Source organism: Pseudomonas trivialis (genome assembly GCF_001439805.1).
Classification (GTDB): domain Bacteria; phylum Pseudomonadota; class Gammaproteobacteria; order Pseudomonadales; family Pseudomonadaceae; genus Aquipseudomonas; species Aquipseudomonas trivialis.
This window is the reverse complement of record NZ_JYLK01000009.1, coordinates 134,356-154,826: the sequence shown is the minus strand read 5'-3', so window position 1 is coordinate 154,826 and position 20,471 is coordinate 134,356. Positions and strand designations below refer to the sequence as shown.

The 20,471-nt window shown below is 58.3% G+C and carries 19 protein-coding genes; 4 read left to right on the top strand and 15 right to left on the bottom strand.

Annotated features, from left to right (window positions below):
* Positions 1-16: 16 nt before the first annotated feature.
* From glmM to rlmE, 4 genes are all read right to left on the bottom strand, one after another.
* Positions 17-1,354, bottom strand: coding sequence for a phosphoglucosamine mutase (glmM, locus tag TU79_RS15200; RefSeq protein WP_057008736.1), 1,338 nt, complete (start codon positions 1,352-1,354; stop codon positions 17-19).
* Positions 1,355-1,370: 16 nt separating this feature from the next.
* Positions 1,371-2,222 (bottom strand): dihydropteroate synthase, encoded by an 852-nt coding sequence (folP, locus tag TU79_RS15195; RefSeq protein WP_057008735.1) that lies wholly within the window; start codon positions 2,220-2,222, stop codon positions 1,371-1,373.
* An 8-nt stretch (positions 2,223-2,230) separates the two neighbouring features.
* On the bottom strand, positions 2,231-4,141 hold the full coding sequence (gene ftsH, locus TU79_RS15190) for an ATP-dependent zinc metalloprotease FtsH (RefSeq protein WP_057008734.1): 1,911 nt from the start codon (positions 4,139-4,141) through the stop codon (positions 2,231-2,233).
* A 200-nt stretch (positions 4,142-4,341) separates the two neighbouring features.
* Positions 4,342-4,992 carry a 23S rRNA (uridine(2552)-2'-O)-methyltransferase RlmE gene (gene rlmE / locus TU79_RS15185; RefSeq protein WP_003235041.1) on the bottom strand — a complete coding sequence of 217 codons (651 nt, stop codon included), beginning with the start codon at positions 4,990-4,992 and terminating at the stop codon, positions 4,342-4,344.
* Positions 4,993-5,097: 105 nt separating this feature from the next.
* On the opposite strand from rlmE, the gene TU79_RS15180 reads away from it, so the two are divergent.
* A complete protein-coding gene (locus TU79_RS15180) occupies positions 5,098-5,406 on the top strand; it encodes a YhbY family RNA-binding protein (RefSeq protein ID WP_017139256.1) in 309 nt (102 codons plus the stop codon).
* A 9-nt stretch (positions 5,407-5,415) separates the two neighbouring features.
* Here the strand turns inward: TU79_RS15180 and TU79_RS15175 are convergent, their stop codons facing one another.
* From TU79_RS15175 to grpE, 8 genes are all read right to left on the bottom strand, one after another.
* On the bottom strand, positions 5,416-5,820 hold the full coding sequence (locus TU79_RS15175) for a hypothetical protein (protein ID WP_057008733.1): 405 nt from the start codon (positions 5,818-5,820) through the stop codon (positions 5,416-5,418).
* Between the two features lie 28 nt (positions 5,821-5,848).
* The gene (greA, locus tag TU79_RS15170; RefSeq protein WP_003235048.1) at positions 5,849-6,325 is read right to left on the bottom strand and encodes a transcription elongation factor GreA; all 477 of its coding nucleotides are present in this window, start codon (positions 6,323-6,325) and stop codon (positions 5,849-5,851) included.
* Entirely contained in the window at positions 6,322-9,543 is a 3,222-nt protein-coding gene (carB, locus tag TU79_RS15165) for a carbamoyl-phosphate synthase large subunit (protein WP_057008732.1), read from the bottom strand. The genes greA and carB overlap by 4 nt, the downstream gene beginning before the upstream one ends.
* Before the next feature lie 104 nt (positions 9,544-9,647).
* Entirely contained in the window at positions 9,648-10,784 is a 1,137-nt protein-coding gene (gene carA / locus TU79_RS15160) for a glutamine-hydrolyzing carbamoyl-phosphate synthase small subunit (RefSeq protein WP_057008731.1), read from the bottom strand.
* 259 nt (positions 10,785-11,043) lie between these two features.
* Positions 11,044-11,850 carry a 4-hydroxy-tetrahydrodipicolinate reductase gene (gene dapB / locus TU79_RS15155; RefSeq protein WP_057008730.1) on the bottom strand — a complete coding sequence of 269 codons (807 nt, stop codon included), beginning with the start codon at positions 11,848-11,850 and terminating at the stop codon, positions 11,044-11,046.
* A 9-nt stretch (positions 11,851-11,859) separates the two neighbouring features.
* A complete protein-coding gene (gene dnaJ, locus TU79_RS15150; protein ID WP_003235057.1) occupies positions 11,860-12,984 on the bottom strand; it encodes a molecular chaperone DnaJ in 1,125 nt (374 codons plus the stop codon).
* A gap of 317 nt (positions 12,985-13,301) precedes the next feature.
* Positions 13,302-15,218 carry a molecular chaperone DnaK gene (gene dnaK, locus TU79_RS15145; RefSeq protein WP_003235059.1) on the bottom strand — a complete coding sequence of 639 codons (1,917 nt, stop codon included), beginning with the start codon at positions 15,216-15,218 and terminating at the stop codon, positions 13,302-13,304.
* A 102-nt stretch (positions 15,219-15,320) separates the two neighbouring features.
* A complete protein-coding gene (gene grpE / locus TU79_RS15140) occupies positions 15,321-15,881 on the bottom strand; it encodes a nucleotide exchange factor GrpE (protein WP_057008729.1) in 561 nt (186 codons plus the stop codon).
* Positions 15,882-16,135: 254 nt separating this feature from the next.
* Here grpE and recN point away from each other — a divergent pair, with 254 nt between their 5' ends.
* Complete coding sequence (gene recN, locus TU79_RS15135) at positions 16,136-17,809, top strand: DNA repair protein RecN (RefSeq protein WP_057008728.1); 1,674 nt, start codon at positions 16,136-16,138, stop codon at positions 17,807-17,809.
* A gap of 85 nt (positions 17,810-17,894) precedes the next feature.
* Here the strand turns inward: recN and fur are convergent, their stop codons facing one another.
* Positions 17,895-18,299: a ferric iron uptake transcriptional regulator gene (gene fur / locus TU79_RS15130; RefSeq protein WP_003194220.1), complete on the bottom strand. Its 405-nt coding sequence runs from the start codon at positions 18,297-18,299 to the stop codon at positions 17,895-17,897.
* Between the two features lie 98 nt (positions 18,300-18,397).
* On the opposite strand from fur, the gene TU79_RS15125 reads away from it, so the two are divergent.
* Complete coding sequence (locus TU79_RS15125; RefSeq protein ID WP_057008727.1) at positions 18,398-18,928, top strand: outer membrane protein assembly factor BamE; 531 nt, start codon at positions 18,398-18,400, stop codon at positions 18,926-18,928.
* A 63-nt stretch (positions 18,929-18,991) separates the two neighbouring features.
* On the opposite strand, the gene TU79_RS15120 is transcribed toward TU79_RS15125, so the two are convergent.
* Both TU79_RS15120 and TU79_RS15115 read right to left on the bottom strand, forming a co-directional pair.
* Positions 18,992-19,294 (bottom strand): RnfH family protein, encoded by a 303-nt coding sequence (locus tag TU79_RS15120; RefSeq protein WP_057008726.1) that lies wholly within the window; start codon positions 19,292-19,294, stop codon positions 18,992-18,994.
* Positions 19,287-19,721 (bottom strand): type II toxin-antitoxin system RatA family toxin, encoded by a 435-nt coding sequence (locus tag TU79_RS15115; RefSeq protein WP_003235071.1) that lies wholly within the window; start codon positions 19,719-19,721, stop codon positions 19,287-19,289. Before TU79_RS15115 ends, TU79_RS15120 begins: the two co-directional genes overlap by 8 nt.
* A 167-nt stretch (positions 19,722-19,888) precedes the next feature.
* On the opposite strand from TU79_RS15115, the gene smpB reads away from it, so the two are divergent.
* Positions 19,889-20,371 (top strand): SsrA-binding protein SmpB, encoded by a 483-nt coding sequence (gene smpB, locus TU79_RS15110; protein ID WP_003235073.1) that lies wholly within the window; start codon positions 19,889-19,891, stop codon positions 20,369-20,371.
* Positions 20,372-20,471 lie beyond the last annotated feature (100 nt).

Sequence of the window (20,471 nt, the reverse complement as noted above, 5' to 3'; positions counted from 1 at the left end):
CACTGGCAAGCCGAATTCAGGCGCAAACTTCAGTTACCAGTTTTGCCAGGTCTTCGGCGTGGCCGCGAACCTGAGTTTCATCCTCACCTTCGACCATGACACGCACCAGAGGCTCCGTACCGGACTTGCGCAGCAACACGCGCCCGCGCCCTTCCATTGCCAGTGTCACGCGCTCGCAGGCCTCTTTGACAGCCGGATGTTCGATTGGATTTTCTCCACCGGCGAAACGCACATTGAGCAATACTTGCGGGCACTTGCGCAGCGCCTGACGCGCCTGAGCCAGGCTTTCCTTGCGCCGACGCAGGGCCAGCAGCACCTGCAGCGCGGCAATAATTGCATCACCGGTGGTGGTGTGCTGGAAACACACGACGTGCCCTGAGTTCTCGCCGCCCACCAACCAGTTTCGTTCGATCAGCTCGGCAATGACATAACGGTCACCGACATTGGCACGGATGAACGGAATACCCAGGTCAGCCAGCGCGAGCTCAAGCCCGAGGTTGCTCATCAATGTGCCGACTACACCACCTTGCAGCTTGTTACGCTCATGCAAGTCACGTGCGATGATGAACAGCAGGTCATCGCCGTCTACCACGGCGCCTGTGTGATCCACCATCAACACGCGATCACCGTCACCGTCAAAGGCAATACCCAGGTCGGCATGCTCGGCGAGCACAGCCGCCTGCAGTTGCTCCATATGGGTGGAACCGCAGTTGTCGTTGATGTTCAAGCCGTTGGGCTGGGCCGACAGCACGGACACGTCGGCCCCCAGCTCCTTGAATACGCTTGGCGCGACTTTGTAGGTGGCGCCATGGGCGCAATCGACCACAATCTTCAACCCGGCAAAACTGGTGCTGGTTGGCACACTGCTTTTGCAGAATTCGATATAGCGACCGGAGGCGTCGTTGATCCGCGAAACTTTGCCCAACTTGCTGGACTCGACCACCGTCATCGGCGCGTCCAGCAACTCTTCGATCATCAACTCGATCTCGTCCGGCAACTTGGTGCCCTGCCCCGAGAAGAACTTGATGCCGTTGTCATCATGCGGGTTGTGCGACGCACTGATCACGATACCGGCTTCAGCGTGAAAGGTACGCGTCAGGTAAGCAATCGCAGGCGTAGGCATTGGGCCCAGCAACATCACGTCGGCACCCGCGGCCGATAAGCCGGCCTCCAGGGCTGACTCGAACATGTAACCCGAAATGCGCGTGTCCTTGCCTACCAGAATGCGGCACGCGCCCATGCTGCGGAACGCCATGCCTGCCGCCCAACCCAGCTTGAGCATGAAATCAGGGGTAATCGGAAATTCGCCGACCCGACCACGGATACCGTCGGTGCCAAAGTATTTTTTAGTCATAAGTGCTCCGTCATTCTTATTCGGCTGATTCTACAGCGGCAATCATGCGCACCACATCAACAGTCTCGGCAACATCATGCACACGCAGAATGCGCGCACCTTTGGCTACAGCGAGCGCGGCCAATGCAAGGCCGCCATACAACCGCTCACCTACCGGGCGATTCAAGGCCAGCCCTATCATGCTTTTGCGGGAAACCCCGACCAGCAACGGTCGGCCAAGGGCATGCAGAGCTTCCATATGCTTGAACAGGCTTAAATTGTGTTGCAGCGTTTTGGCAAAGCCAAAACCCGGATCAAGAATAATCTTCTCAGACGCAATACCTGCTGAGGCACACTGCGCCACGCGCTCAGCGAGAAAACCACTGACTTCACCCACCAAGTCGTCGTAATGGGGATTGTCCTGCATATTGCCGGGCTCGCCCAGCATATGCATCAGACAGACCGGCAGACCGGTCGCTGCAGCAGCATCCAGGGCGCCATCACGCCTGAGCGCACGCACATCATTGATCAGGCCGGCGCCCAGCCGCGCGGTTTCGCGCATTACAGCGGGCGTGGAAGTATCGACTGAAATGATCACGTCCAGCTCGCGGGCGATGCGCTCGACAATCGGCGCTACACGCTCAAGCTCCTCCAGAGGAGAGACCACTCGAGCGCCCGGCCGGGTCGACTCACCCCCCACATCAATCAAGGTCGCGCCGGCCGATACCATAGCCTCGGCATGACGCAAAGCGGCATCCGACTGGCTAAAGCGGCCACCATCCGAGAAAGAATCAGGGGTTACATTAAGAATGCCCATAACGTGTGTATGGGCCAAATCAAGAACCCGATTGCCGCAAGGCAACCGGGTGGAGGACAACACAGAAGTCATTTCAAACCTTAGTGGTCAGCTGCAGGACCGCCAATCGGGGCTTCAGGACGTTCGCTCTGAACCACGGGCGGAGTGCCCGAAGTGCCCGAACCACCTTCCCAGTCGCGCGGCTCACGCGGAGTACGACCGGCCATGATGTCGTCTATCTGATCAGCATCGATGGTCTCGTACTTCATCAGCGCGTCAGCCATGGCGTCCAGCTTGTCGCGATTATCAGTCAGGATCTGCTTGGCCGTGCCGTAGCACTGGTCAATGATACTGCGTACTTCGGAGTCGATCAGCTTGGCTGTTTCACCGGAGAAGCTTGCACTTTGACCGCCACCGCCACGCCCCAGGAACACTTCGCCTTCTTCCTCGGCATACATCAATGGACCCAGTTTTTCCGACAACCCCCACTTGGTCACCATGTTCCGCGCAATCTGGCTGGCGCGCATGATGTCGTTGGAGGCACCGGTGGTAACCCCATCGAAGCCCAGGGTCATCTCCTCAGCGATTCGACCGCCATACAGCGAGCAGATCTGGCTGATCAACGCACGCTTGGAAAGGCTGTAACGATCCTCTTCCGGCAGGAACATGGTCACACCCAGGGCACGGCCGCGAGGAATGATCGAAACCTTGTAGACCGGGTCATGCTCAGGCACAACACGACCGACGATGGCGTGACCCGCCTCGTGGTAAGCAGTGTTCTGCTTCTCTTTCTCGGACATGACCATGGATTTGCGCTCGGCGCCCATCATGATCTTGTCCTTGGCCAGCTCGAACTCTTTCATTTCCACAATGCGCTTGCCGGTGCGGGCCGCAAACAGCGAAGCCTCGTTGACCAGATTGGCCAGGTCGGCACCGGAGAAGCCAGGGGTACCACGGGCAATCACGCCCGGGGCCACATCGTCGCCCATTGGTACTTTGCGCATGTGTACTTTCAGGATCTGTTCACGACCACGGATATCCGGCAAACCAACCACAACCTGACGGTCGAAACGGCCTGGACGCAGCAACGCGGGGTCCAGCACGTCCGGACGGTTGGTCGCGGCAATCACGATGATACCGTCATTCATCTCAAAACCGTCCATCTCAACCAGCAACTGGTTGAGGGTCTGCTCGCGCTCATCATGACCGCCGCCCATGCCAGCACCACGATGGCGACCCACGGCGTCGATTTCATCGATGAAGATGATGCATGGCGCGTGTTTCTTGGCCTGCTCGAACATGTCACGAACACGGCTGGCGCCGACGCCGACAAACATCTCGACGAAGTCGGAACCGGAAATCGTGAAGAACGGCACCTTGGCTTCACCGGCAATCGCCTTGGCCAGCAAGGTCTTACCGGTACCCGGAGGACCGACCATCAGCACGCCGCGAGGAATACGGCCGCCCAGGCGCTGGAACTTGCCAGGATCGCGCAGGAATTCAACCAGCTCGCCTACTTCTTCCTTTGCCTCGTCGCAACCCGCGACGTCCGCCAATGTGGTCTTCACCTGATCTTCAGAGAGCAGGCGCGCCTTGCTCTTGCCGAAACTCATCGGCCCGCCCTTGCCCCCCGCGCCACCTTGCATCTGGCGCATGAAGAACATGAACACGGCAATGATCACAAGGATCGGGAAGCTCGCGACCAGGAGCTGGGTCCAGATACTCTGCTGCTCAGGCTGCTTGCCCTCAACGACCACGTGGTTATCCACCAGATCGCCAATCAGACCGTTGTCCTGGATTGCCGGACGGATGGTCTTGAAGCTGTCGCCATCGCTACGCTTACCGGTAATCACATAGCCATCAACCGCTACGCGCTCGACCTTGCCATCCTTGACCTGCTGGATGAAGTCGGAATAGTTGAGGGTCTGCGGCTCGTTAGGGCTGGAGAAGTTGTTCATCACCGTCACCAGGACAGCCGCGATGATCAACCACAGGATCAGATTCTTTGCCATATCGTTCAATTAACTACCCTCTGAAGCAAGCTCCGCTGCTGGCGCGCGCTTCGCATGATATTCACCGGCCTAACTTACTACATTACCTGCAACTCTTGCAGACGCCGTCTGTAACCCTTTGTGAAACTTTGACTACACAATATTCGTAAAGCTTCATTACGAAAGCGATTTAAAAAAAACTATCGCCGTGCTCGAACACATCAGAATCGCTCTTCGCTTGCCGCACCTTCCACTCCGCGAAACCCGCGGCACAGCAGGTACTGTTCACGGGATCTGTCACGGGAAGAGTCCGGCTTGCGCGTCTGCACCTTGTCGAACAGCTTGCGGATGTTCTTGTGATACTCGTCAAAACCTTCGCCCTGGAAGACTTTCACCAGAAAATCACCACCAGGACGCAACACACGGCCTGCCAGATCCAGCGCCAGTTCACAAAGAAACATGGCGCGCGGCATATCGACAGCCGGTAACCCACTCATATTGGGGGCCATGTCGGAAATCACAAGGTCCACCTGAGAATTTCCCACGGCTTCCAGAATCTCGGCCAGGACCGAATCCTGGGTGAAGTCACCGTGTACAAAGGTCACATCGGGGATGCTGTCCATCTCAAGGATATCGGAAGCGATCAAACGACCCTGCCCACCAATCAGACGACTGGTCACCTGGGACCAGCCACCCGGTGCCGCGCCCAGGTCGATGACGCTCATGCCTGGACGAATCAGTTTGTCCTTGTCCTGGATCTCCAGCAGTTTGTAGCTGGCCCGCGAACGGTAGCCGTCCTTCTGCGCCTTTTTGACGTAAGGATCGTTGAAATGCTCTTGCAGCCACTTAAGGCTAGTTTTGGAACGGGCCACGGGCCACCTCGAAAATAAAACGGGTCGTGATTAACTGGGCGGTCCCGGACTCGCTCGGGTAAACTGGCCGCCGCTTTTTACAAGATCAGACGCAGGGGTCAGATTATGCCGCTCACTCAAGAGCAGAAGAAACAGTACAAATCCATTGGCCACCATCTGAAACCAGTTTTGATTGTGGCTGACAACGGTTTGACTGAAGGTGTTTTAGCCGAACTTGAACGCGCATTGGGCGATCACGAACTGATCAAGATCAAGGTCAACATCCTTGATCGCGAAGCGCGCCTGGCGGCCATTGCAGAACTGTGCAAGGTCGGCAAGGCAGACCTGGTCCAGGTCATCGGCAAGATGGCGCTGCTGTATCGCAAGAATTTCAGCGTCAACAAGCAACTGTCGAACGTTCATCGCTTCAAGTAACAAAAAGGGTCACGGGCGTGCTTCGCGCGCCCCGCCACTCCACCCCGGCACCGGTTGCATCACCAACACCAGGCCGGAAAACCCTAACACAAGATAGCTAAACAGCTGCCAGCGCAATGCTTCCGGCAGCCAGATATGCACCGCGCAAAACATCGCGCAGGCATACAGCGCCATCAACAGCAGTTGCCCGCGAATATCCCGCAACAAACTCCCAACGCCTTCTGCCGTAACCAGCACCAGCGCCTGGAGCGTCACGCACGCTGCTGCAAAACCCACCAGCAGCGCACTCAATAATCCGTCAATCTCGTCAATCAGCATCGGCGCCAGGCCAATCAGGCCCAACGCCGGCAACACGCCGATGTGCAACAACCACAGGCCACCGACCCACAGCATCTGGGCCAGTTGCCAAAGCATGGCGCCCGCACGCAGCGGGCGCCGTCTTTCAGACGTGACGAACTTCAACAATCTCGTACTCGATCACGCCACCCGGTGTCTTCACGGCCACTACGTCACCCTCTTCCTTGGCAATCAAGGCGCGGGCCAGCGGTGAACCTACGGAAATCTTGCCGAGTTTGAAGTCAGCTTCGTCCTCGCCGACGATGTGGTAGACGACACTTTCGTCAGTCTCGACGTTGGCGATTTCCACGGTCGTGCCGAAAATCACCTTGCCGGTCTTCGGAATCGTCGTCACGTCGATAACCACCGAATTCTGCAGGCGGCCCTCGATATCGCGAATCCGCGCCTCGACCATGCCTTGCTGTTCGCGAGCGGCATGGTATTCGGCGTTTTCCTTCAAGTCACCCAGCTCGCGGGCCGTACCGATGTCCTGGCTCAGCTTTGGACGTACGACCTTGGTCAGGTGGGCGTGCTCCTCTTCCAGGGCCTTGAAGCCCTGGACGGTCATTGGGTATTTGGTCATGCCTTCAATCCTGCGTGTAGATCCTGCAAGCGACGCACGGTCTTTTCCGGACCGAACTTGAGCGCTTCGCAGATGGCTTCGCCAGCAGCAATGGTGGTGGTGCAGTAGATCTTGTGCTGCAAGGCATTACGACGAATGGAGTAGGAGTCCGCGATCGACTGGCGACCTTCGGTGGTGTTGATGATCAACGTGACTTCGTCATTTTTGATCATGTCGACCACGTGCGGACGACCTTCCGTCACCTTGTTCACGCGGCGCACCTTCAGGCCGGCAGCTTCAATCAGTTTGGCGGTGCCGGCGGTAGCCACGACTTCGAAGCCCAAGTTGATCAGATCACGAGCGACCCCTGCAACCAGTGGCTTGTCGTCATCACGCACGCTGATAAACGCAGTCCCGCCGGTCGGCAGCACTTCGCTGGCGCCCATCTGGGCTTTGGCGAAGGCTTCACCGAAGGTGTCGCCCACGCCCATCACTTCACCGGTGGACTTCATCTCAGGGCCCAGGATCGGGTCCACGCCAGGGAACTTGGCGAAGGGGAACACCGCCTCTTTCACACTGTAGAAGTTCGGAATGATTTCCTTGGTGAAGCCGATTTCCTTCAGGGTCTTACCGGCCATCACGCGGGCAGCGATCATGGCCAGGGACACACCGATGCACTTGGAAACAAACGGCACGGTACGCGAAGCACGCGGGTTGACTTCAATGACGTAGATATCCTCGCCCTGCAGCGCCAACTGCACGTTCATCAGGCCGACCACGCCCAACTCCAGAGCCATTTTCTTGACCTGTTCGCGCATCTCGTCCTGGATGTGCGCCGGCAGCGAGTACGGCGGCAGCGAGCATGCTGAGTCACCGGAGTGAACGCCTGCCTGTTCGATGTGCTGCATGATTGCGCCGATTACCACATCAGTGCCGTCGCACACCGCATCCACGTCCATCTCGATGGCGCAGTTGAGGAAGTGGTCGAGCAGCACCGGGCTGTCGTTGGACACTTTCACCGCATCACGCAGGTAACGCTTGAGCTCGTCTTCTTCGTAGACGATTTCCATCGCACGACCGCCCAGCACGTAGGACGGACGCACCACCAGCGGGTAGCCGATCTTGCTGGCCGCACGGATGGCTTCGTCTTCGCTGCGCACAGTGGCATTTGGCGGCTGACGCAGGTTCAAGCGCTCAACCATTTGCTGGAAGCGCTCACGGTCTTCGGCACGGTCGATGGCGTCCGGGCTGGTGCCGATGATCGGCACGCCGGCGGCTTCAAGGGCGCGCGCCAGTTTCAACGGGGTTTGGCCGCCGTACTGCACGATCACGCCTTTTGGCTTCTCGACGCGGCAGATTTCCAGCACGTCTTCCAGGGTCACCGGCTCAAAGTACAGGCGATCGGAGGTGTCGTAGTCGGTGGAAACAGTTTCCGGGTTGCAGTTGACCATGATGGTTTCGTACCCGTCTTCGCGCAGGGCGAGGGCGGCGTGTACGCAGCAGTAGTCGAACTCGATGCCCTGACCGATACGGTTGGGGCCGCCACCGAGGATCATGATCTTGTCGCGTCCCGACGGCGCGGCTTCGCACTCTTCCTCGTAGGTGGAGTACATGTACGCGGTGTCGGTGGCGAACTCGGCCGCGCAAGTGTCAACGCGCTTGTAGACCGGGAAGATGTCCAGCTTGTGACGATGGGTGCGCAGGTTTTTCTCGGTCACACCCAGCAGCTTGGCCAGGCGTTGGTCGGAGAAGCCTTTGCGCTTGAGGCGGAACATCAGGTCGCGGTCGATAGACGACAGACCGAGGGTTTTGACCTTCTCTTCTTCCTTGATCAGGTCTTCAATCTGCACCAGGAACCATGGGTCGATCATGTTCATGCCGAAGATATCTTCGACCGACAGGCCGGCACGGAACGCGTCCGCCACGTACCAGATGCGCTCGGCACCCGGCACGGTCAGCTCACGTTTGAGGACACTCATGCTTTCCGGGTTGCTCAGGTCAAGCTTCTCGTCCAGACCGCAAACGCCAACTTCCAGGCCACGCAGGGCTTTCTGCAGGGATTCCTGGAAGGTTCGGCCGATGGCCATGACTTCACCCACGGATTTCATCTGGGTGGTCAGGCGCGCGTCAGCCTTGGCGAACTTCTCGAAAGCAAAGCGCGGCAGCTTGGTCACAACGTAGTCGATGGATGGCTCGAAAGACGCCGGCGTGGCGCCGCCCGTGATTTCGTTTTGCAGCTCGTCCAAGGTGTAGCCGATAGCCAATTTGGCAGCGATGCGCGCAATCGGGAAACCGGTCGCTTTCGAGGCCAGCGCCGATGAACGCGATACACGCGGGTTCATCTCGATCACGACCATGCGGCCGGTGTCCGGGCAAATGCCGAACTGAACGTTGGAACCGCCGGTTTCAACGCCGATCTCACGCAATACCGCCAACGAGGCGTTACGCATGATCTGGTATTCCTTGTCCGTCAGGGTCTGCGCTGGCGCAACAGTGATCGAGTCACCGGTGTGCACGCCCATCGGGTCGAAGTTTTCGATGGAGCAGACGATGATGCAGTTGTCCTTTTTGTCGCGGACAACTTCCATCTCGTACTCTTTCCAGCCGATCAGGGATTCGTCGATCAGCAGCTCTTTGGTCGGCGACAGGTCCAGGCCACGGGCGCAGATTTCTTCGAACTCTTCGCGGTTGTAAGCAATACCGCCACCGGTGCCGCCCATGGTGAACGACGGACGGATGATGCACGGAAAGCCCAGCTTTTCGAGAACCGCGTTGGCCTCTTCCATGCTGTGGGCGATACCGGAGCGCGGGCAGTCCAGGCCGATGGACTTCATGGCCTTGTCGAAACGCGAACGGTCTTCAGCCTTGTCGATGGTGTCGGCGTTGGCACCGATCATCTCCACGCCGAACTTCTCCAGGACGCCTTCGCGCTCCAGGTCCAGGGCGCAGTTCAGAGCAGTCTGGCCACCCATGGTCGGCAGCAATGCGTCCGGACGCTCTTTCTCGATGATCTTGGCAACCGTCTGCCATTTGATCGGTTCGATGTAGGTGGCGTCGGCCATGTCCGGGTCGGTCATGATGGTGGCCGGGTTGGAGTTCACCAGGATGACGCGATAGCCCTCTTCGCGCAGGGCTTTGCAAGCTTGGGCGCCGGAGTAGTCGAATTCGCAGGCCTGGCCGATCACGATCGGGCCAGCGCCGAGAATCAGGATGCTTTTTATGTCTGTACGTTTTGGCATGGGTTTGTCACTCAAATCCGCAGGTCAGTCGGCAAGCCGTCTTGAACAATCTTGAAGTGCCTGCGGGGGCCACCGAAAACCGGGGCCGCCCGCAGGCCGCTCAGTCAGCGTCGCTTGGCCATTTCATTGATGAAACGGTCGAACAGCGGTGCTACGTCGTTCGGGCCCGGGCTCGCTTCAGGGTGGCCCTGGAAGCTGAACGCGCTCTTGTCGGTGCGCTCGATGCCTTGCAGGGAACCGTCGAACAGCGACTTGTGAATCGCGCGCACATTGCTTGGCAAGGTCGCTTCGTCCACCGCGAAACCGTGGTTCTGGCTGGTGATCATCACAATGCCAGTGTCCAGGTCTTGCACCGGATGGTTGGCACCGTGGTGGCCGTGCCCCATTTTCAGGGTCTTGGCGCCGGAGGCCAGCGCCAGCAGCTGGTGGCCCAGGCAAATACCGAACACCGGAATCTCGGTCTCCAGCACATCCTTGATGGCCTGGATCGCGTAGTCACAAGGCTCGGGATCGCCCGGGCCGTTGGACAGGAACACGCCGTCCGGTTGCAGGGCCAGTACGTCGCTGGCAGGGGTTTGCGCCGGCACCACGGTCACGCGGCAGCCACGCTCGACCAGCATGCGCAGGATGTTGTACTTCACGCCGTAGTCATAAGCGACCACATGGTAAGGCAGCTCGGCGGCAGCGATGGTCGCGTGGCTGTCGGTCTTCAAGTCCCAGACCGTGGAGCGCCATTCGTACTTCTCTTTGACGCTGACGACTTTCGCCAGGTCCATGCCCTTGAGGCCTGGGAAACCCTGGGCTGCGGCAATCGCCGCCTCTTCGGAAATATTGTCACCGACCATGATGCAGCCGTTCTGCGAGCCTTTTTCACGCAGGATGCGCGTGAGGCGGCGCGTATCGATACCGGCGATCGCCACAACATTGTTGGCTTTCAGGTAATCGGACAGCGACATCGTGTTACGCCAGTTGCTCGCCACCAGCGGCAGGTCACGAATGACCAGACCGGCCGACCAGACACGATCAGACTCGACGTCTTCCGGCGTGGTACCGGTGTTGCCGATGTGCGGGTAAGTCAGGGTAACGATCTGTTGGGCGTAGGAAGGATCGGTAAGGATTTCCTGATAGCCGGTCATGGCAGTGTTAAACACTACCTCTCCAACGGTCTGACCGTCGGCTCCAATGGCTTCGCCGCGAAAAATGCTGCCATCAGCAAGGGCGAGTATGGCTGGCTTAGTCAAGAAGACCTCCCGTAAATAAAGCCTGAAAGGGCGATCGCAGGTTGTAAAAAAGCGGAGTGACGTATGGACACGTCACCCCGCTTCTTCACTGAATTATTCTGCGCGCTTTTAGTGAACACACTAAAGCTGTAGGTTACAGAAAAAGGCTTTTTGGGTCCACCGCTAATAAGCCTTGAAGACAGGGCAATGCGACAGGGCGTCGCTTAGCGGGTCAAAACGGAGCCCAGGAATAGTCCTGAACCCCCTTTTTGGCGACTGCCTAGTGCAGGTCCAGCACATCACGCATGTCGTAAAGGCCCGGCTCGCGACCCTCCAGCCACAGCGCAGCACGTACCGCGCCCTTGGCAAACGTCATACGGCTGGAGGCCTTGTGGGTGATCTCCAGTCGCTCGCCTTCGGTGGCGAACAGCACGGTGTGATCCCCCACTACATCTCCACCACGAACGGTGGCGAAACCAATCGTGTCACGCGCACGCGCGCCGGTATGACCTTCCCGACCGTAAACCGCGACCTTCGACAAATCACGACCCAGCGCATCGGCAATCGCCTCACCCATGCGCAGCGCGGTACCCGATGGCGCATCGATCTTGTGACGGTGATGGGTCTCGATGATCTCGATATCCGCCTCATCTCCCAGTACGCGCGCCGCCAGGTCCAGCAACTTGAGCGAAAGATTCACGCCCACGCTGAAATTGGCCGCGAACACCACAGGAATATCCCTGCCCGCCTCCACCAGCAGCTGCTTCTGCTCGGCATTGAGGCCCGTGGTGCCAATCACCATGGCCTTGCCCGCCTTGCGGCAGAACGCGAGGTTTTTCAGCATCACGTCCGGCAGGGTGAAGTCGATCAAGACGTCGAACTCGTCAGCCACCTGTTCCAGGTTGCCGGACAGCGACACACCGATGCGCCCCAGCGAGGCCAACTCACCGGCGTCCGCACCGATCAGCGTACTGCCCGGACGCACAATCGCCGCAGTCAGCCCCGACGCCGGCGAGCGCTGCTGCACCGCCTCGACCAACGTCTTGCCCATGCGCCCGGCAGCGCCCATCACGGCTATACGTCGCATACTCATTCCTTACAGGTCGCCGAAAAAGCGCTTCACGCCATCGAAGAAACCCGTGGTCTTGGGCGAGTGGGAGTCGTCGCCTTCCAGCGAGCTGCGGAATTCCTCCAGCAGCTCACGCTGGCGGCGGCCCAGATTGACCGGAGTCTCTACCGCAACACGGCACATCAGGTCGCCCGCACCGCCACCGCGCACCGGCGCTACGCCTTTGCCACGGATACGGAACTGCTTGCCGGTCTGGGTGCCTTCCGGGATCTTGAGCTTCACGCGACCATCGAGCGTCGGAATTTCCAACTCGCCGCCCAACGCCGCATCCACAAAGCTGATCGGCACTTCACAGAACAGGTGCTTGCCATCGCGCTGGAAGATCGAGTGCTCGCGCACACTGATCACCACATACAGGTCACCCGTAGGCCCACCCTGGGCACCCGCCTCGCCTTCGCCCGACAGACGAATGCGGTCACCGGTATCCACACCTGCCGGCACTTTCACCGAAAGGGTCTTGTACTCTTCGACACGCCCCTCGCCGTGGCAGGAATCGCACGGATCGGAAATGATCTTGCCCTGACCATGGCAACGTGGGCAGGTCTGCTGCACCGAGAAGAAACCCTGCTGCATGCGCACCTGGCCAATGCCGCCACAGGTCGGGCAGGTAATCGGCGAGGAGCCCTTCTTGGCACCCGAACCATCGCACGGCTTGCAGTTGACCAGCGTCGGCACACGAATATTGACACTGGTACCGCGCACGGCTTCTTCCAGGTTCAACTCAAGGGTGTAGCGCAGGTCGCTGCCACGCTGAGCGCCACCGCGCTGACCACCCCGACCACCGCCAAAGAAGTCGCTGAACACGTCACCGAAAATATCGGAGAAATTCTGCCCGCCAAAGCCGGCACCGCCGCCGCCCATGCTCGGGTCGACGCCCGCATGACCATACTGGTCGTAGGCCGCACGCTTGTTGGGGTCAGACAGACATTCATAGGCCTCGTTGGCCTCCTTGAACATCTCTTCGGATTCCTTGCTGTCCGGATTACGGTCCGGGTGATGCTTCATCGCCAGGCGACGGTAGGCCTTTTTCAGGTCCGCCTCGCTGGAGCCACGCTCCACACCCAACACTTCGTAATAGTCACGCTTTGCCATAAGTCTTTGCACTCTTAAGGACGTTCAGCCAGACCCTCCTGAGCCTCGCCAAACTCGTTGAGCCCCAATACAGGCCCGGACCCAACTCACGTCAATTCAACGATCCTGGTCGTTACTGCCTTTTAGCCAGGCAGCCGGCCAAAAGCGCGGTATTTATTGCTCGGAAAGCAGGAGCATTCCCGATCACACCGCCAGCATCCGAACACTGTCGCATGCTGTAAAAATTCGCATACCCCAGACACGCCAACGCGGGAGCAAGCTCCCGCGCGGCGACATCCTACCAGTCACCGCTGGAAAGCGGTCAACCGGGCGACCTGTTACTTCTGGTCTTTGACTTCTTCGAACTCGGCATCAACCACGTCATCGTGCTTGGCTTCAGGCTCTGCCTGTTGCGCAGCACCCTCGGCCGGCTGACCTTGCTCGGCGTACATTTTCTGAGCAACCGGCGCGGAGACTTTCGACAGTTCCTCGACCTTCGCTTCGATGGCAGCCTTGTCATCGCCTTTAACGGCAGCTTCCAGGGCAACCACGGCAGCTTCAATCGCGGCCTTCTCTTCAGCGGTCACTTTGTCGCCAGCGTCAGCGATCATCTTGCGAGTCGAGTGAACCAGCGCGTCACCCTGGTTACGGGCACCGGCCAGTTCTTCGAACTTCTTGTCCGCTTCAGCGTTGGTTTCAGCATCACGAATCATCTGTTGAATTTCTTCATCAGACAGACCGGAGTTGGCCTTGATGGTGATCTTCTGCTCTTTACCGGTAGCCTTGTCTTTCGCGCCGACGTGCAGGATGCCGTTGGCGTCGATGTCAAAGGTCACTTCGATTTGCGGCACGCCACGTGGTGCTGGTGGAATCTCGGCCAGGTCGAACTTGCCCAGGGACTTGTTCTGCGCAGCCTGCTTACGTTCGCCTTGCAGCACGTGAATGGTCACGGCGCCCTGGTTGTCATCGGCAGTCGAGAACACTTGAGATTTCTTGGTAGGAATCGTGGTGTTTTTCTCGATCAGCGCGGTCATTACGCCGCCCATGGTTTCGATACCCAGAGTCAGCGGGCTGACATCCAGCAGCAATACGTCTTTGACGTCGCCAGCCAATACCGCGCCCTGAATGGCAGCACCCATGGCAACAGCTTCGTCCGGGTTCACGTCTTTACGTGCTTCTTTACCGAAGAATTCGGTCACCAGCTTTTGCACCAGTGGCATACGGGTCTGACCACCGACGAGGATGACGTCGTTGATCGCGCCCACATCGATGCCCGAGTCTTTCAGCGCGATGCGGCAAGGCTCGATGGTGCGTTGAACCAGGTCTTCAACCAGTGCTTCGAGCTTGGAGCGCGAGATTTTCACGTTCAAGTGCTTTGGACCGGTGGCGTCTGCGGTGATGTACGGCAGGTTCACATCGGTCGACTGCGAGGAAGACAATTCGATCTTGGCTTTTTCGGCAGCTTCTTTCAGGCGCTGCATGGCCAGCGGGTCACCTTTGAGGTTCATGCCGCTTTCTTTCTTGAATTCGTCAACGAGGTAGTCGATCAGACGAATGTCAAAGTCTTCACCCCCCAGGAAAGTGTCGCCATTGGTGGCCAACACTTCGAACTGGTGCTCGCCGTCCACTTCCGCGATCTCGATCACGGAGACGTCGAAGGTGCCACCACCCAGGTCATAAACGATCACGGTGTGGTCGCCCTTGGCCTTGTCCATGCCGTAAGCCAGAGCGGCTGCGGTGGGCTCGTTGATGATACGTTTAACGTCCAGGCCCGCGATGCGGCCGGCGTCTTTGGTCGCCTGACGCTGGCTGTCGTTGAAGTAGGCCGGAACGGTGATCACTGCTTCAGTGACGGTTTCGCCCAGGTAATCTTCGGCAGTCTTTTTCATCTTTTTCAAGATTTCGGCCGAGATCTGCGGCGGAGACATTTTCTGGCCGTTTACTTCAACCCAGGCGTCACCGTTATCGGCCTTGGCAATTTTGTAAGGGACCATCTTGATGTCTTTCTGTACGACTTCTTCGTCGAACTTGCGACCGATCAGACGCTTCACCGCGTACAGGGTGTTATGCGGATTGGTCACAGCCTGACGCTTGGCCGACTGACCTACCAGAATTTCGCCATCGTTGGCGTACGCGATGATCGACGGCGTGGTACGCGCGCCTTCGGCGTTTTCGATAACTTTAGCGACGCCGTTTTCCAGCACTGAGACGCAGGAGTTGGTGGTCCCCAGGTCGATACCGATAATTTTGCCCATGATTTACTCTCCCGAAACTTGAATTTGGATGCCGCAGCAGTGGTGGCTAACTGCGGTAGCACTTAAACGCTTGACTTATAAATGGGGGCCTTGCGGCGGATTTCAAGCCTGCTCATCAATAGAAGGCGCAGCCGGTGCAGGCGCCTTGCTGACCACCACCATTGCCGGGCGCAGCAAGCGACCGTTAAGTTGGTAACCCTTCTGAAACACCTTCAACACACTGTTAGGTTCCAGGTCATGGCTTTCCTGCATGGCCATGGCCTGGTGATGTTCGGCGTTGAACGGCTCTCCGCCCTGCGGATCGATTGCCTCCAACTGATAACGCTTCAAAGTGTCCTGGAACATCTTCAGGGTCAGTTCGATACCTTCGCGCATCGGGCGGATGTTTTCGTCGTCCGGGTTGGACAATTCAAGCCCACGCTCCAAGCTGTCGATGATCGGCAGCAGGTCGTTGGCGAATTTTTCCAGCGCGAATTTATGAGCCTTTTCCACATCCTGCTCGGCGCGGCGGCGGACGTTCTGCAGATCGGCGGCAACACGCAGAGACTGGTCCTGCGCGGCGACCAATTGCTCTTCGAGCACTTGCACACGAGTCGTCAGTTCATCGCCGACAGCCGAATTGGCGTCTGGCGCTTGCGTATCCTGCGTCTGTTCGTCAGCCATAGATTTCTCCTTTCAAAATCATGCGCGAACTCAACTCGCGCTTCTGTTCCGGTATATGGGGCCACAATTTTCAGGTTCAAGAGCGCGGTCGTTACCAAAAATCTTTCGTGCACTCATGCACACTTCCTGCGTATTCATTCTGCATTGCGCTAAAAAAACCGATTGACCAAGCAAATCGAGCTAAGGGGGAGGATTGTCAGCCCTGAATAAAACACTGTATAAATAACCAGACCTAAAGCCTGGGAGCGGCCGTCATGCTCGTGCACCTGTCCGTACATAACTACGCCATCGTTGAACATCTGGATCTTGAACTGGATCGCGGGATGAGCGTAATCACAGGCGAAACCGGCGCCGGCAAGTCGATCATGCTCGACGCCCTGGGCCTGACACTGGGCGACCGTGCCGACAGTGGCGTGGTGCGCCCCGGCGCAGACAAGGCCGACATATTGGCTACCTTCGACCTGGCGGACATCCCCGAGGCCGAAACCTGGCTGGCCGAGCGCGACCTGAACCATGAAGGCCCCTGCATCCTGCGCAGGGTCATCACCGCCGAAGGGCGTTCGCGCGGCTATATCAATGGCACCCCCTGCCCCCTCGGCGACTTGAAGGCCTTGGGCGAATTGCTGATCGATATCCACAGTCAGCATGAACATCAGTCGCTGCTGAAAACAGACACCCATCGCCGCCTGCTCGACGAATACGCAGGCGCCACCGAGCTGGCGCGCCAGGTCCAACTGGCCGCCCAGCGCTGGCGCCAGACCCGCCAGGAGCTGGAACGCCTCTCAAACTCCGGCGACGAGCAACGTGCTCGCCACCAGTTGCTCAGCTATCAGCTTGAAGAACTGGAAAGCCTGAGTCTTGGCGAAAGCGAACTGGAACAGCTGGAACAGGAACACAAAAACCTCACCAACGCCGAGACCCTGCTGGGCATATGCCGCCAAGTGGTCGAGCAATGCAGCGAGAGTGACTCGGGTAACGTACTGAATGCACTCACGGCCAGCCTCAATCGGCTTTCCAGCGTAAACAACGCATCCGGCTCGCTGAGCGAAGCCACTACCCTGCTTACCAGTGCGCAGATCCAGGTAGAGGAAGCCGTGGGCGAACTCAACCGCTTCCTTGACCACTTCGATGCCGACCCGGCACGCCTGCAGCACATCGAAGAACGCCTGGACACTATCTATACCCTGGCGCGCAAACATCGCATCCAGCCTACTGAAGTGGCTGCGATGCAGCAGAAACTGATGGATGAAATCGAGACCCTGAACGCCAATGATGAATCCATCGAGCGCTTGGGCGATGAACTTGCTTCGTTCGCCCGACATTATCAGGAAAAGGCCAGGGAGCTGAGCGAGCTTCGTCAGCAGGCATCCACCCGCCTGGCCGGCGCAGTGGAGCAAGAGATCCAGCGACTGGGCATGCCAGGCGGCCGCTTTGTGATTGAGCTTCGCGCCAATGCCAACAACGAACTGCAACCCCATGGTCTGGAACAGGTCGAACTGCTGGTCAGCGCCAACCCCGGCCAACCACTCAAGGCTCTGGCAAAAGTGGCGTCCGGTGGTGAGTTGTCACGCATCAGCCTGGCGATCCAGGTCATCACCGCACAAACGTCACGCGTACCAACGCTGGTGTTCGACGAAGTGGACGTGGGGATTGGCGGCCCAACTGCGGAAATTGTCGGCCAGTTGTTGCGTCGGCTTGGGGATCGCGGCCAGGTGCTGACCGTGACTCACTTGCCGCAGGTGGCAGCCCAGGGCCATCAACATTTGTTTGTGCACAAGGTCCGAGGCAGTGATGCGACCCACACGGCCGTGTCCAAGCTGAACAAGTCCGAGCGCGTGGAGGAAGTGGCTCGGATGCTCGGCGGCATCGACTTGACCAAGGAGTCCCTGGCTCACGCGAAGAAAATGGTGGTGGCAGCCAAGGCTTGAGCTGAATTTTTCTCTTTCATAGAAAGCACGAAGGCGACCCTGGGGTCGCCTTCAATCGTTTTGCAGAGCGAATCTGCAGCGATTTTTACTTTTTCTTACGTATGTAGAGCACGAGATTGTGATCAACCAGATCGAAGCCATGCTCCTCAGCAATCTTGTGCTGCAGGGCTTCGATTTCAGGACTGGTGAACTCGATAACCTCATTGGTATCCAGGTCGACCATGTGGTCGTGATGACCACCATCAGCCAGTTCGAACACTGCGTGACCGCCGTCGAAATTATGGCGAACCACCAGCCCTGCGGCTTCAAACTGGGTCAGCACACGGTAAACCGTGGCCAGACCTACGTCCTCGTTAGACTCCATCAGCGCCTTGTAGACATCCTCGGCACTCATGTGGCGCTGCTCAGCAGAATCGAGCATTTGTAGAATCTTGACTCGAGGCAGAGTCACTTTGAGACCGGCTTTGCGTAGTTCGCTATTTTCAACCATGGTTAGCTTTCTCGCGGATGCTGCTTCGCAGCTTCTCTTAATACGGGTATGATCGGCGTTTACGTTGTCCCAGCCAAGATAGTGGAAGTCGCCCACCGATGCAAAACACCAAGCTCTTGCTAACCAGTTTCACCTTTGTGGGACTGCTCGCACTCGCCGGTTGTTCATTCCCCGGGGTTTACAAAATCGACATCCAGCAGGGCAATGTCGTCACGCAGGACATGATAGACCAGTTACGCCCCGGAATGACCCGACGGCAAGTACGGTTTATCATGGGTAATCCCCTGCTGACCGACACTTTCCATGCCGATCGCTGGGATTATCTGTACAGCCTTCAACCGGGTGGCGGTGAACGCCAGCAGGAACGCGTCAGTGTCATTTTCAATGGCAATGACCAGCTCGTCAGCCTTTCAGGCGACTTCATGCCTGGCGTAAGCCGTGATGAAGCCCTGCTCGGCAAGGACACCGGCACTGCGCCTGTGCCTGCTCCCGCGCAGCAAAGCGAACAGCCCAAGTCCGAAGTACCGGCCAAGCCTGGTTCTTTGCTGGACAAGATCCAGAAAGACGTCGACGGCGTGGAAACCGTGCCAGTCCCGTCGCCACAGCCACTGGACACCAGCCCGCAGTAAGTTGGCGGCGCTCGATAAAAAGCCCGGCATGCCGGGCTTTTTGTTGCCTGCCCATTGGCAGGCCTAACCGTTTTGCTGTCTGGCCAGCGCAGCCTTGGCCGCACGCAGCCTGCGCACTTCCTTGGGGTCTGCCAGCAGCGGGCGATAAATCTCGATGCGATCACCTGACTGCACAGGGCGAGTCTCGGTGTCCGTCACCACCTTGCCAAAAATCCCCAAGGGACAATCGGCAAAAGCCACTTCAGGAAATTGCGCATCAATCCCTGACGCCAGTACAGCGGCACGCAGACAGGTGCCCGCCGGCACGCTTACCGCCAATAAAACCTGGCGTTCGGCAGTGGCATACACCACTTCAATCTCAACCATGCAGTTGTTTGGCTCGTTCACAGAAAGCGTCCACCAACGTATTCGCCGCCTGATTAAACAGGGGCCCCAACGTCGCCCGCACAATCGGTCCGGCGTAATCAAAGGACAGATCCAAGCTGATTTTGCAGGCCTTCTCGGTCAATGCCTTGAACACCCATACGCCATGCAACTGCGTAAAAGGGCCTTCCTGCAGATTCATTTCGATGGATTTGCCAGGCACCAGGATATTACGCGTGACAAAGTGCTGGCTAAGACCGCCCTTGGCGACGCCAACACTGGCAACCATGTACTCGTCACTGCCTTCCAGCACTTCAGCGGTCGAGCACCAGGGTAGAAATTCCGGGTAACGCGCCACGTCGTTGACCAGGTCATAGAGCGCCTGTGCCGGATAAGGCAGCAGGGCCGAACGTTGAATATGCGTCGTCATGTGAGCGTTATTTCCACTGCTGAGACAAACATCGCGAAAAAAACAGCCCAATCCGCGAGAGAAAAAAACCAAAGAACTGCCCGCATTGTCCGGGATTCGCTCAACGCGCTCAAGCACGCAGCTTGACCGTAGCCGACACGCTCGCAACTCCCTATAATGCCGCCCCTATGGCTAAACAAAAGAAACACCCTACAGGGACCATCGCGCAAAATAAAAAGGCGCGACACGATTACTTCATCGAACACCGTTTCGAGGCTGGTCTGGTCCTGGCCGGCTGGGAAGTAAAAAGTCTGCGCGCCAGCAAGCTGCAACTGGTCGACAGCTATGTGCTGCTCAAGGATGGCGAGGCGTGGCTGCTCGGCAGTCATATCACCCCGCTGACCACCGCGAGCACCCACGTGATTGCCGACCCGGTACGCACACGCAAGCTGTTGCTCAACGCCCGCGAACTGGAAAAGCTCGCCGCTGCCGTGCAACAGAAAGGCTATGCCTGCATCTGCCTGTCCTGGTACTGGAGCAAACACCTGGTCAAGTGCGAGATCGCATTGGGCAAGGGCAAGAAGGAATACGACAAGCGTGACACCGAACGCGAGCGCGATTCCAATCGCGAGCTGCATCGCGCCGTGCGCAATAAAGGCAAGGAAGACTAACCTTGTCACGGCGTAGCCCCGGGAACATCCCGTGGCTACATGCCCTCGCCTCCCACAGACGTCCTCCCAATAACGCCAGCGCATACGTACCGGTTCACCG

Coding starts and splice junctions, on each gene's coding strand:
- dnaK (WP_003235059.1), bottom strand. CDS start 15,218: ATGGGCAAAATTATCGGTATCGACCTGGGGACCACCAACTCCTGCGTC.
- fur (WP_003194220.1), bottom strand. CDS start 18,299: ATGGTTGAAAATAGCGAACTACGCAAAGCCGGTCTCAAAGTGACTCTG.
- TU79_RS15180 (WP_017139256.1), top strand. CDS start 5,098: ATGCCGCTCACTCAAGAGCAGAAGAAACAGTACAAATCCATTGGCCAC.
- dapB (WP_057008730.1), bottom strand. CDS start 11,850: ATGCGACGTATAGCCGTGATGGGCGCTGCCGGGCGCATGGGCAAGACG.
- TU79_RS15125 (WP_057008727.1), top strand. CDS start 18,398: ATGCAAAACACCAAGCTCTTGCTAACCAGTTTCACCTTTGTGGGACTG.
- folP (WP_057008735.1), bottom strand. CDS start 2,222: ATGACTTCTGTGTTGTCCTCCACCCGGTTGCCTTGCGGCAATCGGGTT.
- dnaJ (WP_003235057.1), bottom strand. CDS start 12,984: ATGGCAAAGCGTGACTATTACGAAGTGTTGGGTGTGGAGCGTGGCTCC.
- ftsH (WP_057008734.1), bottom strand. CDS start 4,141: ATGGCAAAGAATCTGATCCTGTGGTTGATCATCGCGGCTGTCCTGGTG.
- glmM (WP_057008736.1), bottom strand. CDS start 1,354: ATGACTAAAAAATACTTTGGCACCGACGGTATCCGTGGTCGGGTCGGC.
- recN (WP_057008728.1), top strand. CDS start 16,136: ATGCTCGTGCACCTGTCCGTACATAACTACGCCATCGTTGAACATCTG.
- carB (WP_057008732.1), bottom strand. CDS start 9,543: ATGCCAAAACGTACAGACATAAAAAGCATCCTGATTCTCGGCGCTGGC.
- TU79_RS15175 (WP_057008733.1), bottom strand. CDS start 5,820: ATGCTTTGGCAACTGGCCCAGATGCTGTGGGTCGGTGGCCTGTGGTTG.
- smpB (WP_003235073.1), top strand. CDS start 19,889: ATGGCTAAACAAAAGAAACACCCTACAGGGACCATCGCGCAAAATAAA.
- greA (WP_003235048.1), bottom strand. CDS start 6,325: ATGACCAAATACCCAATGACCGTCCAGGGCTTCAAGGCCCTGGAAGAG.
- grpE (WP_057008729.1), bottom strand. CDS start 15,881: ATGGCTGACGAACAGACGCAGGATACGCAAGCGCCAGACGCCAATTCG.
- TU79_RS15120 (WP_057008726.1), bottom strand. CDS start 19,294: ATGGTTGAGATTGAAGTGGTGTATGCCACTGCCGAACGCCAGGTTTTA.
- TU79_RS15115 (WP_003235071.1), bottom strand. CDS start 19,721: ATGACGACGCATATTCAACGTTCGGCCCTGCTGCCTTATCCGGCACAG.